The 12,760-nt window shown below is 69.7% G+C and carries 13 protein-coding genes; 2 read left to right on the top strand and 11 right to left on the bottom strand.

Annotated features, from left to right (window positions below; translation table 11 throughout):
• The first annotated feature begins 17 nt into the window (after positions 1 to 17).
• Positions 18 to 1,367: an acyl-CoA synthetase gene (locus ACIA8G_RS25880; RefSeq protein WP_396421209.1), complete on the top strand. Its 1,350-nt coding sequence runs from the start codon at positions 18 to 20 to the stop codon at positions 1,365 to 1,367.
• Between the two features lie 59 nt (positions 1,368 to 1,426).
• Here the strand turns inward: ACIA8G_RS25880 and ACIA8G_RS25875 are convergent, their stop codons facing one another.
• From ACIA8G_RS25875 to glmS, 6 genes are all read right to left on the bottom strand, one after another.
• Positions 1,427 to 1,774 carry a hypothetical protein gene (locus tag ACIA8G_RS25875; RefSeq protein WP_396421208.1) on the bottom strand — a complete coding sequence of 116 codons (348 nt, stop codon included), beginning with the start codon at positions 1,772 to 1,774 and terminating at the stop codon, positions 1,427 to 1,429.
• A 63-nt stretch (positions 1,775 to 1,837) separates the two neighbouring features.
• A complete protein-coding gene (gene tsaE / locus ACIA8G_RS25870) occupies positions 1,838 to 2,299 on the bottom strand; it encodes a tRNA (adenosine(37)-N6)-threonylcarbamoyltransferase complex ATPase subunit type 1 TsaE (RefSeq protein ID WP_396421207.1) in 462 nt (153 codons plus the stop codon).
• Positions 2,296 to 3,393, bottom strand: a complete 1,098-nt coding sequence (locus ACIA8G_RS25865; RefSeq protein ID WP_396421206.1) for an alpha/beta fold hydrolase — start codon at positions 3,391 to 3,393, stop codon at positions 2,296 to 2,298. Before ACIA8G_RS25865 ends, tsaE begins: the two co-directional genes overlap by 4 nt.
• The gene (gene alr, locus ACIA8G_RS25860; protein ID WP_396421205.1) at positions 3,390 to 4,475 is read right to left on the bottom strand and encodes an alanine racemase; all 1,086 of its coding nucleotides are present in this window, start codon (positions 4,473 to 4,475) and stop codon (positions 3,390 to 3,392) included. The genes ACIA8G_RS25865 and alr overlap by 4 nt, the downstream gene beginning before the upstream one ends.
• A 51-nt stretch (positions 4,476 to 4,526) precedes the next feature.
• The gene (locus ACIA8G_RS25855; protein WP_396421204.1) at positions 4,527 to 5,900 is read right to left on the bottom strand and encodes an NAD(P)H-hydrate dehydratase; all 1,374 of its coding nucleotides are present in this window, start codon (positions 5,898 to 5,900) and stop codon (positions 4,527 to 4,529) included.
• On the bottom strand, positions 5,901 to 7,760 hold the full coding sequence (gene glmS / locus ACIA8G_RS25850) for a glutamine--fructose-6-phosphate transaminase (isomerizing) (RefSeq protein WP_396421203.1): 1,860 nt from the start codon (positions 7,758 to 7,760) through the stop codon (positions 5,901 to 5,903).
• A 134-nt stretch (positions 7,761 to 7,894) separates the two neighbouring features.
• Here glmS and ACIA8G_RS25845 point away from each other — a divergent pair, with 134 nt between their 5' ends.
• A complete protein-coding gene (locus tag ACIA8G_RS25845; protein ID WP_396421202.1) occupies positions 7,895 to 8,728 on the top strand; it encodes a dienelactone hydrolase family protein in 834 nt (277 codons plus the stop codon).
• Positions 8,729 to 8,735: 7 nt separating this feature from the next.
• Here the strand turns inward: ACIA8G_RS25845 and ACIA8G_RS25840 are convergent, their stop codons facing one another.
• The 5 genes from ACIA8G_RS25840 to ACIA8G_RS25820 all read right to left on the bottom strand — a co-directional run bounded on the left by ACIA8G_RS25840 (position 8,736) and on the right by ACIA8G_RS25820 (position 12,751).
• Positions 8,736 to 9,203, bottom strand: coding sequence for a hypothetical protein (locus ACIA8G_RS25840; protein WP_396421201.1), 468 nt, complete (start codon positions 9,201 to 9,203; stop codon positions 8,736 to 8,738).
• On the bottom strand, positions 9,194 to 11,878 hold the full coding sequence (locus tag ACIA8G_RS25835; protein WP_396421200.1) for a hypothetical protein: 2,685 nt from the start codon (positions 11,876 to 11,878) through the stop codon (positions 9,194 to 9,196). Before ACIA8G_RS25835 ends, ACIA8G_RS25840 begins: the two co-directional genes overlap by 10 nt.
• 6 nt (positions 11,879 to 11,884) lie before the next feature.
• A complete protein-coding gene (locus ACIA8G_RS25830; RefSeq protein ID WP_396421199.1) occupies positions 11,885 to 12,178 on the bottom strand; it encodes a WXG100 family type VII secretion target in 294 nt (97 codons plus the stop codon).
• 150 nt (positions 12,179 to 12,328) lie between these two features.
• Entirely contained in the window at positions 12,329 to 12,508 is a 180-nt protein-coding gene (locus tag ACIA8G_RS25825; protein ID WP_396421198.1) for a hypothetical protein, read from the bottom strand.
• A 6-nt stretch (positions 12,509 to 12,514) separates the two neighbouring features.
• Positions 12,515 to 12,751, bottom strand: a complete 237-nt coding sequence (locus ACIA8G_RS25820) for a hypothetical protein (protein ID WP_396421197.1) — start codon at positions 12,749 to 12,751, stop codon at positions 12,515 to 12,517.
• Positions 12,752 to 12,760 lie beyond the last annotated feature (9 nt).

Here is a 12,760-nt window from a genome sequence, read left to right as displayed (position 1 = left end):
CAGACCACGCTGGATCCATGTTCGCTGAACCGAGTGACCGCGAGGCGTTGCGCTTCGGTGAGAAGTCCCTGACCTACGCCGAGCTGCACCAGGCCGCGGGCACTCTGGCGGACCGGCTGCGCGGGCACACGCGGGTCGCCGTCTGGGCGACCTCGACGCCGGAGACCTGCGTCGCGGTGGTCGCCGGGCTGCTCGCGGGCGTGGCGATCGTCCCGCTGAACCCCAAGCTCGGCGAGCGCGAACTCGAGCACATCCTCTCCGACAGCCGGCCTGACCACGTGCTGCGAGACGAACCGATCGTGTTCGGCGACCCCGGAACGTTCGACGAGCCCGGCCCCGAGACGCCCGCGCTGGTCATCTACACCTCCGGCACGACCGGGCCACCGAAGGGCGTGGTGCTGCCCCGCCGCTCGCTGACCTCGAACATCGACGCGCTCGCGAAGGCGTGGCAGTGGACCGGCGACGACGTGCTGGTGCACGGGCTGCCGCTGTTCCACGTGCACGGCCTGGGCATCGGCATCCTCGGCGCGCTGCGGCTGGGCGGCTCGGTGCGGCACGTGAAGTTCTCGCCCGAGGCCATCGGCCACGAGCTGGCGACCGGCGCCACGATGATGTTCGGCGTTCCGACCATGTACCACCGGATCGCCGAGGCGGTCGAGAACGACAGCGCTCTCGCCGACCGGTTCCGCACCGCACGTCTGCTGGTCTCGGGCTCCGCGGCGTTGCCGGCGAGCGACCACGAGCGGATCGCCAAGGCGACCGGGCAGGGCATCGTCGAGCGGTACGGGATGAGCGAGACGCTGATGAACGTCAGCGTGCGGTTCGACGGCGACCGCAGGCCGGGCGCGGTCGGGCTGCCCGTGGAGGGCGTCGACGTGCGGGTGGTCGACGAGCAGGGCGGTGATGTCGGCGTCGGCGCCATCGGCGAGATCGAGGTGCGCGGGCCGAACCTGTTCCTGGAGTACCTGAACCGGCCGGACGCGACCGAGGCGGCGTTGCGGGACGGGTGGTTCAGGACCGGCGACATGGCCGTGCGCGACCCCGACGGGTACATCCGCATCGTCGGGCGGCGGGCCACGGACCTGATCAAGAGCGGTGGCTACAAGATCGGCGCCGGCGAGATCGAGAACGCCCTGCTGGAGCATCCGTCGGTGGCCGAGGTGGCGGTGACGGGAGAACCGGACGACGACCTGGGCGAGCGGATCGTGGCCTGGGTGGTTCCAGCGGGCGAAGCGCCGGAACCAGCAGAACTCAGTGACCACGTGGCGAAGTTGCTCTCACCGCACAAGAGGCCACGAGTGGTGCGCTACCTGGAGGCCCTGCCGCGCAACGAGATGGGCAAGGTGCTCAAGCGCGAACTGGCCTAAGAGGACAGTCACGGGGATGGTCGACGCGCTCGTCCGGCCATCCCCGTGACGTCCGTCGATCAGCCAGCCGAGTTGCCGTTGCAGGCGACGTAGGACGGCGCGTGGTCGACCGTGAAGATCTCCAGCGGGCCGTTCCACTGCCACGGCAGCAGACAGGCGTTGTTGGCGATGCTGATGTCGGCATCGCCGCCGGCCTCGTTGTCGTTGCACGCGGCGTAGCCGGGCGCGTGGCCCTCGTGCAGCAGCGAGAACGGGCCGTTCCACTGCCACGGCGCGGCGCAGAGGTTGTCGGCAACGCTGATGCCACCGGAACGACCGTGGTCGTGGTCACCGGCAGAGGCGGGAGCCGCGGCAGCCAGCATGGCGCCACCAATGACAGCAGTCGCGAGAAGCGTCTTCTTGATCATGCGGATGTCATCGGCCGGTCACGCTCTGTCCTTAATGGACATCACCTGATGCGTTAGACAACGTCACACAGGCAGGTTACGCACGCCCCACTCGCCGTGCGGGATCAATTGAGCTGTGCGAACGTCGTCGATTCCGCGCTCCAGCCGGATGAGCAGATGATCTTCGTTCAGGCGTTCCGCGACGCCCTCGCCCCATTCGACGGCAACCACGGCATCGACGAGATCCGTGTCCAAATCAAGATCGTCTAGCTCGTCCAGGTGACCCCCGAGCCGGTACGCGTCGACGTGCACCAGGGAGACGCCCCGGCCACCCTCCGCTGGCTCGTGGACGCGCGCGATGACGAACGTCGGCGAGGACACCCTGCCCTGCACGCCGAGGCCGCGGGCGAGCCCGCGCACGAGGGCGGTCTTGCCGGCGCCCAACGGTCCCGCGAGCAGCAGCAGGTCACCCGCCTGCACGACTTCACCCAGCTTGCGGCCGAACTCCTCGGTGTCCTCCACCAGGGGCAGTTCGACGGTCTTCACGCTCGGCGCCACCACTTCTTCCGACTCTCTCCGCGATCGGCCGCGCACCGTTCGATGAGCGCGACCAGGTGGTCGTTGACGAGATCAGCCTGCTCCATCATCACCATGTGCCCGGCACCGGGGGCCCGCACGAGGGTGGCGTGCGGCATCTCCTCGGCCATCCGCTCGGCGTGCGAGAACGGCGTGAGTTTGTCCGCGTCACCGCTCAGGATCAGCACGTCGCAGTGCCGCAACCCGGCGAGCGCCTTGTAGCGGTCGTGCGTGCCCAGGGTCTCCAGGAACTCGGTGAGCACCTTCACCGTCGTCCCGTTGATCATCTTCTCCATCAGGTCCACCAGGGACGGTGCCACCTTGCGGTCGCCGAACGCCAACGCGCGGATACCGCTCCAGGTAAGGGTTTTGGTGCCCTTGCGGACCCATTCGACGAGCCCCGGCTGGATGCCGGCGAGGCGGCCGATGCCGAGCGTCACCGGGTTGTACCGCGACAGCACGGACTTCGGCAGTCCCGCGCCACCCACGGCACCGGCGGCCGTGCCGATCAACGCGACGCCGCGCACCCGGTCCGCGAAGAGCTCCGGCCGCTGCTCGGCCAGCGCCATGATCGTCATACCGCCCATGGAGTGGCCCACGAGCACCAGCGGCCCGTCCGGCACGACCGAGCGAATCACCGCGTCGAGGTCGTGCGCGAGCTGTTCGATCGTGCTGCCTTCCGGCGTCGACATCCCGGATCGGCCGTGGCCGCGCTGGTCGTAGAGCACCTGGTGCACGCGCGGGTCGATCAGTTCCTCGATGTCGCGGCGCTGGAAGTGCCAGCAGCGGCGGTCGAGCGCGAACCCGTGCACCAGCACCACGGTGATGTCGGGCTCGCCACCGTCGCCGGGGTCGACCTCCTCGACGGAGATCGGCACGCCGTCGTCCGCGGCCACGGTCGACTCCCGATCGGGCCGCAGCTGGCCTAACGGCTCATCCGCGAGGCTGTCGGTGGCGTGCTTGCGCTCGTGCGACACCTTCGCGGTCTGCGCCACCGCAGCACCCGCGACGGCCGCACCCAGCGCACCACCGACCCACCCGACGACCTTCCACACCGGCTTCATGTGAAGATCCTCCGCACCCGCGGCCGGTACATCCCGCAGACGATCTCGTAGTCGATCGTCCCGGTCAGCTCCGCCCACTCCGTCGCCGTCGGTTCCCCCCGGCGCCCGTCGCCGAACAGGACAACTTCCGCACCCTCGCGGACCTCGTCGTTCCCGCAGTCCACGACGATCTGGTCCATGCAGACACGCCCGACCACCGGGCGGCGCTTCCCGTTCAGAAGCACCTCCATCCGGCCGGAGAGCGCTCTCGGGACACCGTCCGCATAGCCGGCCGGCACCAGTGCCAGCGTCGTGTCTTCCCCCGCGGTCCATGTCATCCCGTAGGAGACCGATTCGCCGGCGGGGATACGTTTCGTGAGCGCCACGTGCGACCGGAAGCTCATCACCGGGCGCAGGTCGTGGTCCGTCTGCACCGGGTTCAGCCCGTACATCGCGATGCCGGGCCGCACGATGTCGAAGTGCAGGTCGGGCCTGGTCAGCAGGGCCGCCGAATTGGCGAGGTGGCGCTTGGGTGCAAGGCCGTGCGACCGCGCCACGTCGTACGCGTCGTCGAACCGCTTGGCCTGCAGATCCACCGACGGGTGCCCGATTTCGTCAGCGCACGCGAGGTGCGACCAGACGGCCACCACCTCGTGCTTCTTCGCGGCCTCGACCAGTTCCGGCCAGTCGTGCGGCTGGCAGCCGTTGCGGCTCAGGCCGGTGTCGATCTTCAGGTGGAGTCGCGGGCGGGCGTCGGCCTCCTCGGCGGCCTCCTCGACCCTGCGCAGGTCGGAGAGCGACGACACGGACAGGTCGACGTCGGCCGCGATACCGGCGGCGAGGTCCTCGTCCGGTGCGTCGAGCCACGCCAGGATCGGTGCCCTGATGCCCGCGGCTCTGAGCGCGAGGGCTTCCTGGGTGGAGCAGGAACCGAGCCAGGTCGCACCGGCTTCCAGGGCTGCTCGCGCCACCTCGACCGCGCCGTGGCCGTAGCCGTCCGCCTTGACGACGGCCATCGTCTCCGCGCCAGGGGCAAGACCTGCCAGCAGCGCCACGTTGTGCCGCAGCGCTGCGAGGTCGACAACCACTTCTGAACGGGCCATAACCTGTTCATCGTGCCATGAGTTCGCAGCTCACCAGGTGTGAGCGAGCGCTCAAAGACTTCTGATCGCGTCCGGGATCGCGTTCATCAACCCAGATGCGGGCACGGGAGCACCGCCGGCGCCGAGTTCGGCGGCCAGAACGTGCACGTACGCCGCGTATCCGGCCGCCAGGAACGGGTCCACGCCGGCAGCCAGCAGTGCGCCGATGATGCCGGACAGCACATCACCGGACCCGGCCGTCGCAGGCCAGGACGACGTCGCCGAGTTGACCAGCGCCCGTCCATCAGGCGCCGCCACCACGGTCCGGTGCCCCTTCAGCAACACCACGGCGTTGAAGCGCTGAGCGGCCTTCCTGGCCGCCGCGACGCGGTCCGCGCCCACCGGTCCGGCCAACCGCTCGAACTCCCTGTCGTGCGGCGTGAGGACCAGCGAAGCGTCAGGATCGCGGGCGTCCCACAGCGACGGGTTCGACGCGAGCAACGTGATGGCATCAGCGTCCGCGATGACCGGCACCCCGGCGTCGAGCACGAACCTCAGCACCTCTCGTGACGACGGACCGGTGCCCATGCCGGGTCCGGCGACCCAGGCCTGCACCCGTCCCGCGTCACCGATCGAACCGGTGCAGACGGCCTCCGGCCAGCGTGCCCGGATCGCGTCGGCGGCCGGTCCGGCGTACCGGACCATCCCGGACGTCGCGAGCACCGCGGCACCGGTGGACAGCACTGCGGCGCCTGGATAAGTGGTGCTCCCGGCGGCCACCCCCGTGACGCCCTGGGTGTACTTGTCGTCGTTCGGTCCCGGCACCGGCCAGGCGATGTCCGATCGGTCGAGCAGGACGAAGTCGGGGTCGGCAGGCCGCAGCCCGATGTCGACGAGGTGCACGAAACCGCAGTCCGCCAGCGCGTGCACCGGCTTCAGACAGCCGAACGTGACGGTGGTGTGCGCGCGAACGTGCGGGCCGGAGATCTCACCGGTGTCCGGGTCGATGCCGCTGGGCAGATCCACGGCGAGGATCGGCGCCCGCACGGTCTCGACGAGCGCGGCGGCGTTGGGGCGCAACGGTCCCCGCGCGGACAGCCCGACTATCCCGTCGATCACCAGGTCGGGGCTGCCGACCTCGTCGACGATCCGGCCACCGGCGCGCCGGAAAGCCCGCAGCCCTTCGACATGCGCCTTCTCGGGCGACAGCAGGACCGCGGACACCGCGACCCCGCGGCGGCGCAGGAAATAACCGGCCCACAGGGCGTCCCCGCCGTTGTTGCCGGCACCGGCCAGCAACGTGACCCGGCGACGTCCCTGCAGAAGCCTGAGGGCGTGGGTGGCCACACCGAACGCGGCCTTGCGCATCAACGAGCCCGGCGGGACCACCGCCATGAGCTCTTCTTCAGCGGCCTTGACGCGTTCGGTGTGCCAGACGCCTCTCACTCACTCGACGGTAACGGACTTCGCCAGGTTGCGAGGCTTGTCCACGTCGTAGCCGCGGCTCTTCGCGATCTCGGCCGCGAGCACCTGCAGCGGCACCGTCGAGATGAGCGGCTGCAACAGGGTCGGGACGGCCGGGATCTCGATCAGGTGGTCGGCGAACGGGCGCACGGTCTCGTCGCCCTCCTCGGCGATCACGATCGTGCGGGCACCACGGGCCTGGATCTCGCTGATGTTCGACACCAGCTTCGAGTGCAGGACGGCGCGGCCCTTCGGCGACGGCATGACGACGACGACCGGCAGGCCCTCCTCGATCAGCGCGATCGGGCCGTGCTTGAGCTCGCCGGCCGCGAAGCCCTCGGCGTGCATGTAGGCGAGCTCCTTGAGCTTGAGCGCGCCTTCCAGGGCCACCGGGTAGCCGACGTGGCGGCCCAGGAACAGCACGGCCTTCGAGTCCGCCAGCTCACGACCGAGCGCGCGGACCTGCTCGACGGTGCCGAGCACCCGCTGCACGGCGTCGGGCATGGCCTCGAGCTCGTGGAACTCGCGGGCGACCTCGTCCGGGTACTTGGTACCGCGAGCCTGCGCCAGGGCCAGGCCCACGAGGTAGTTCGCGGCGATCTGGGCGAGGAACGCCTTCGTCGACGCGACACCGATCTCCGGACCGGCGTGCGTGTAGAGCACGGCGTCGGACTCACGCGGGATCTGCGCGCCGTTGGTGTTGCACACAGCCAGAACGCGGGCCTTCTGCGCACGGGCGTGGCGCACGGCCTCCAGCGTGTCCGCGGTCTCGCCGGACTGCGACACGGCGACGACGAGCGTGTCGCGGTCCAGCACCGGGTCGCGGTAGCGGAACTCGGACGCGAGCTCCACCTCGACGGGCAGGCGCGTCCAGTGCTCGATCGCGTACTTCGCGACCAGGCCGGAGTGGTAGGCGGAACCGCAGGCGACGACGAAGACCTTGTCGACGTCACGCAGGTCCTGGTCGGAGAGGCGCTGCTCGTCGAGGACGATGCGGCCGTTCGCGAAGTGGCCGCGCAGCGTGTTCGCCAGCGCCTCCGGCTGCTCCTCGATCTCCTTGAGCATGAAGTACTCGTGGCCGCCCTTCTCGGCGGCGCTGAGGTCCCAGTTGACCGTGAACGGCTTGGCGTCGGCGGGCTCGCCGTCGAAGTCGGTGACCTCGTAGCCATCGCGGGTGATCACGACCATCTGGTCCTGACCCAGTTCGACGGCCTGCTTGGTGTGCGCGATGAACGCGGAGACGTCGCTCGCCACGAAGTGCTCGCCGTCGCCGACACCCACGACCAGCGGGGAGTTGCGGCGGGCGGCGACGACCTGGTCCGGCTCGTCGGCGTGCGTGAACACGAGGGTGAACGCGCCTTCCAGGCGGCGCACGACCTTGCGCACGCTGGCAGGCAGGTCGCCCTTCGTGTCGCCCTCGCCGTACGCGAACGCCACGAGGTGCGCGACCGTCTCGGTGTCGGTGTCGGACGCCATCTCGACGCCGAGACCCTCGAGCTCGGCGCGCAACGCCAGGAAGTTCTCGATGATTCCGTTGTGCACCACGGCGACGCGGTTCGTCGCGTCGCGGTGCGGGTGGGAGTTGCGGTCGATCGGCGCACCGTGTGTCGCCCACCGCGTGTGTCCCATGCCAACGGTGCCCACGAAGTTGTCGCGGCCCACCTCGTCGAGCCTGGTCTCCAGGTTCTGGAGCCGGCCAGCCTTGCGCTCCACGGCCAGACCCTCACCGGCGACGACGGCGACACCCGCCGAGTCGTAACCCCGGTATTCGAGCCGCCTCAGCCCGTCCAGCACGACGTCGAGCGCCGACCGATGGCCCACGTATCCCACGATTCCGCACACGGAAGACAGACTAGCTAGACCACGCCGCTAACCCTAATGAGTGAGGGCACCCCATTTCCGCAGGTCAAAAGCCCATGTGGTGTAGACCAATCTCGGGTGTGGTGCGGATGACAGGATCGACTACGGTTCACCACATGGCTCGCCGCGTGATCACGCTGACCGCGAAACAGGCACTCGAGCAGCTCAGCAGGCCCGGCCCGCATCCGGTGCTGCGCGGCGACCTCGCGCTCGTCGGCCTGCCGGGCGCGATCTTCACGCCGCAGTCCGGTCTGGGCCTGCCCGCCGTCGCGTTCGGCCACGGCTGGATGCAGCCCGTTCGCCGCTACCACGGGCTTTTGCGGCACCTGGCGTCGTGGGGAGTGGTGGCCGCGGCACCGGCCGTGGAGCGTGGACCGCTGCTCTCGGCGCGGGTGCTGGCGGCGAACCTGCTGACCACATTGGACATCTGCACCGGCGTGCGACTGGGCTCCGGGGAGATCAGTGTCGACCCGGCCCGGCTCGCGTTGGCAGGGCACTCGATGGGCGGTGGCGCGGCCGTGCTGGCGGCCTCGGAAGCCGACCGGGTCCGGGCTGTTGTGACGTTGGCCGCAACCGAGACGCGGCCGTCCGCGCTGGACGCCGCCCGCGACGTCCGTGCGCCGGGGTTGCACCTGGCAGCCGGTGAGGACCGGATCGCGCCACCCGTCGGGCACTCCGAGGCGATCGCCCAGGCCTGGGGTGGTCCGGTGCAGCTGCGCCTGCTGCCCAAGGCGTCGCACCTCGGGTTCACCGAGGGGCGGCACTGGAGCGAGCTCATGCTGGACGGCCACGCGGAACGCGGTTCGCACAAGATCGGCCGGGCGTTCGTGACCGCGTTCCTGCTGCGGGTGCTGACCGGTGAGCGCATGTACGACGAGCTGCTGGACAGCGACCTGAAGAGCGCGAACCTCGTCTTCCAGCGGGACGCCCTGCGCCGGCGTCCCGCCTGAAAACCGCTCAGCTGAGCCAGGTCTGGCCGCTCAGGTCGTCATCGTCGTCCACCGGCGCCGCACGGCGATGGCGGACAGGAGGCGGCGGCGCGACCGGAGGCGGCGGCGCGACCGGAGGCGGCGGCGCGACCGGAGGCGGTGGCGGAGGAAGCGGAGGCGCGGACGCCGGTGCGGGCTGGTAGCCACCGTCGTCGTCCTCCGGCCCGAAGGCCATCTCTCCGGCGCCGCGGTCGGGACGCTCCCACTGCGGCTTGCGCTGCTGCGGCTCGCCCTGCTTGCCGACCTTCTCCGCGCTCTCCTTGGCCGCGGCGACGTCGCGCTCGTGCTTTTCCTCGCGTGCCTTGATGTCCGCGGCGACCCGGTCCTGATCGGCTTTGAGCTCCGCCGCGACCTCGGCGGTGGCACGCCGGGTCTGGGCGAGGTTGTCGTCGAACATCGCCTGGATGCGCGGGTCCACTTCCCCGATCATCGCCATGGGTTGGCGGCCTCTCCTCGCTCGTCACCCAGCACGGTCTGCATGCCGCTCAACGGGTTGTTGTTGCTGTCCTCGTCGAACAGCGTGCCCGTCGTGCGCCACTGGCTGGCACCGCGTTCGGTGTCGCCGCCCTGCTGGCCACCTGCTCCGGCGCCGGCACCCATACCGCCCATCATGCCGCCACCCATCATGCCGCCGGGTGCCGCGCCGCCCTGGGCCTGGCCCTGGCCGGCTTCCTGCATGGACGGCAGGCTCGCCGACCCCGGCTGACCGGCTTCGGAGGCGTTGGTGTTGAACGAGCCGCCGCTGCCGTCGGAGTTCGGGGCGCTCCAGACGCTCTCCGAGGGCGAGCTGCCGAGCACGGACTCGCTGCTGCTGGAGCCACCACCGGTGAAGGAGACGCCGGACGCCGACGTGCTGTCCGAGGCCTGGGCGAAGAGCGGGCCGTCGGCCGGGACCCTGGGCTCACCGACGTTCGGCATGATGCCGTTGTCCTCGATGTAGCTGCGGCCCATCGACTCCTGAAAGCGCTCGCCCACGTTCGGCGCGGGCTCCTGGCCCGGCGGGCTCCAGAGCTGCTCGCCCTGGTCCATCGCCGGCATCGGCGCGACGCCGGCCTCCGCAGGCAGCGTGTGGAACTCGCCCTCGCCGGACTTCGGGAAGTCCTGCTCGGGGATCTCCAGCGGATCGTCGAGCCGCAGGTCGTCGGTCCCGCCGCCCGCGGGACCGTTCTGCGCGGCCGGGTTCTCGTCCTCGCCGAAGCTCACACCGATCTGGTCGGGCGTGCCGTCGCCGTTGTCCGCGGTCAGGTTGATCTCGCCGGTGTCGGCGTTGACCTCGGCGGTGAAGTTCACGCCGTCCTGCTCGATGTGGATCTTGCCGTCGGCGCCGACCTCGACCGGGATCGGGTTCGCCTCCGAACCCAGCGGACCCGTGGTGGGGGCAGCGCCGCCACCCGGCGCGGGCGTGCCGCCGGGGGCGGGTGCGCCGGGGGTCTGCGTCGGGTTCGACGGGGTGGTGCCGGTCAGCGTGTTGGCCATGTTCGTGATGGCCTGCGCGCCGTTCTGGCCCATCAGCGCCTTGGCGGCTTCCGGGTTCTTGCTGAAGTCCAGGTCGTAGGTCTTCGGCTCGCCCTTCGGCGTGTCGATCGTCATCTTCACGTGCCCGTTGGAGTCGGGCTCCGTGACCTTGATCGTGTTGTCGCCGGCCTTGACCGTGACGGACTCGAGGTTCTCCTCCGGCTTGGGCTGATCAGGCTTGCCGTCGCCGTCGAGGTCGTCGGGCTTGCCGTCGCCGTCCGTGTCACCGGGGACGTCCGGCTTGCCGTCGCCGTCCTTGTCGAGCGGGTTCTCCGGCTTCGGGATCTCCGGCGCGCCACCGCCACCGGGCGGGCTGCCGCCACCACCGGGAGGACCGCCACCGCCGGGAGGGCCACCGCCACCGGGCGGGACCTTCTTGCCGTCCTTGCCTTCGCCCGTGAACGGAGGCGGGTCGCCGACCGCCTGGAACGGATCTCCGCCCATCGAGGTCTTGAGGCCCTCGAACATGGCCTTGTAGTCGGCATCGACGCCGGTCTGCACCGCCTGGCAGTAGCCGTCGAACGCCTTCTTCTTGGAGTCGAACTCCTGGCAGAGCGCCTTCAGCTTTTCCTTGGCGTCGTTGATGATGTTGTTGCGGGTGTTGTCGACCCAGCTGCCCCAGCCGAGCCCGGCGAGCATGCCGAGCGGCCCGCCGCAGATCGCGCCGGTCACTGCGCCGAAGATCGGGCCGGGCACGCCAACGAGCCAGTCGAGGATGCCGCCGTCGTTCTCGAAGAGGTCACCGTTCGCGTGGCGGATCGCGGTCTCGGCCGCCTCGACGGTCAGGCCACCGCACGTCTCCGAGTACTGGTCGTGGATCTGCTGAGCGAAGTCCTTGACGTGCTTCTGCATGGCGGTCACGCCACCGGTGATCGCACCGGGTGCCTTGCCCACGTTGCCGACGAACGTCCTGGAAGTGCCGGCGAACTTGTCGTGGTAGCCGCGCGCCGCATCGGCCGCGGAGCCCTCCCACGAGCCGAGCCCGTTCCACGCGCTGCCCAGCGTGTTGTCGTGGTTCTGGAGCTTCTTGGCGTTCTCGCCCGTCTTGTGCGCGTCCTCGCGGAACTTCGCGAAGTCGATGTCGCGGACCCAGTCGTAGTTCCGGTAGATGTCGGTCTCGAGGTTGGGCGCGGCGCCCTTGTGACCGCACGCGGGCGCGGCCTTGGCGTAGATCGGGATGAACTTCTCGAAGAACCGCAGACCGGGGGCACCGGCGTCGAGCAGCGTGTTGCTGTTCGGGACGTCACCCTGCTCGTTGAGCACCTTCTGGGTGGCGCCGAGCTCGCGCTCCTCTTTCGCCTCGTTGACGAGCTTGTCGGCCTCGCCGCCCTCCATCGTCCAGGCGCCGTGCGCGGCTTCCTTGGCGATGTTGCGGCCCTCGCTGAAGCCGAACGTGATCGGCGCCAGGAGCGTGCCGACCACGTGGTCGCCGACGCTGGGGTCGTCAGGGACCTCGACACCGTTCGCCTTGCCGTAGCGCTCGACCTCTTCCTGAGGTGCGCCGGCACCGGCGAGCGCTCGGACGAGCTGCTTCTTGGTCTCCGGAGTGACGTTCGGGTCGTCGAGGAGCTTTTTGATCTCGTTCTGGTCGGCCACGACTCGTTACCCCTTGAACTGACTCGAGGTCGACGCCTCGGTCGACTCGTACGTCTTCGCGACGTCCTTGAGACGGGTGGCGATGCCGGTCGCTTCTTTGCCGAACTTCTCGACGCTCGTGCCGAACTGGTCGAAGAAGGTCTTGTACTCGGCGGCGACAGCCTGGAACTTGCGTCCGAATCCCGCGCCGGTCACACCTGGTGTGATCGATGCCTTCATCGAGATCAACTGCGTTCCTTCGGCGTCGTACGTGCCCGCAGCCTTGGTCAGATCGCCGGACTGTACGCCGAAACCAGCCATTCTTCGCCTCCCCTAGTCCCCGATCTGACGCAGTTCGGCCTCATCGGGTTCCGCCATACAGTGCCAGCTCGAGTCATACCGCGACCGGAGCTCCGTGAGGTCGGTTGCCTTAGTAAACAGCCATTCGGCGCAGCCTGCTGACGATCACCGCTAGGCGGCGGGCGGAGGCTGCCGATCGGGTGGCTGCGGCGGGTACGGGCCCTGCGGCGGAGGCGGATAGCCCTGGTGCGGCGGGTTCTTCCGCTTGGCGAGCACGACCGTGAGGATGATCACCACGGGCAGCACCACGAGCATGATCAGGATCAGTTCGGTGGGTCCGAGGTTCGCCATGGCCGATCACCAGCCGTTCTGCGCGGGCGGCTGCTGCCCCTGGTGGGGGTGGCCCTGCGGCTGCTGGCCCTGCTGCGGGTAGCCCTGTGCCTGCTGGTAGCCCTGAGGCGGATACGGCTGCTGCGGGTAGCCCTGGTGGGGCGGGTACGGGGGCCGCGAGGCGTTGTTTCTCTTCGAAGCCGAGACCACGGCGATGATGACCGCGGCCACACCTCCCAGCAACACCAGGAGTATCAGCAGCATCAGCACGCT

It is taken from the genome of Lentzea sp. NPDC051213 (assembly GCF_044455585.1).
GTDB lineage: Bacteria > Actinomycetota > Actinomycetes > Mycobacteriales > Pseudonocardiaceae > Lentzea.
This window is presented reverse-complemented; position numbering and strand designations above follow the sequence as displayed.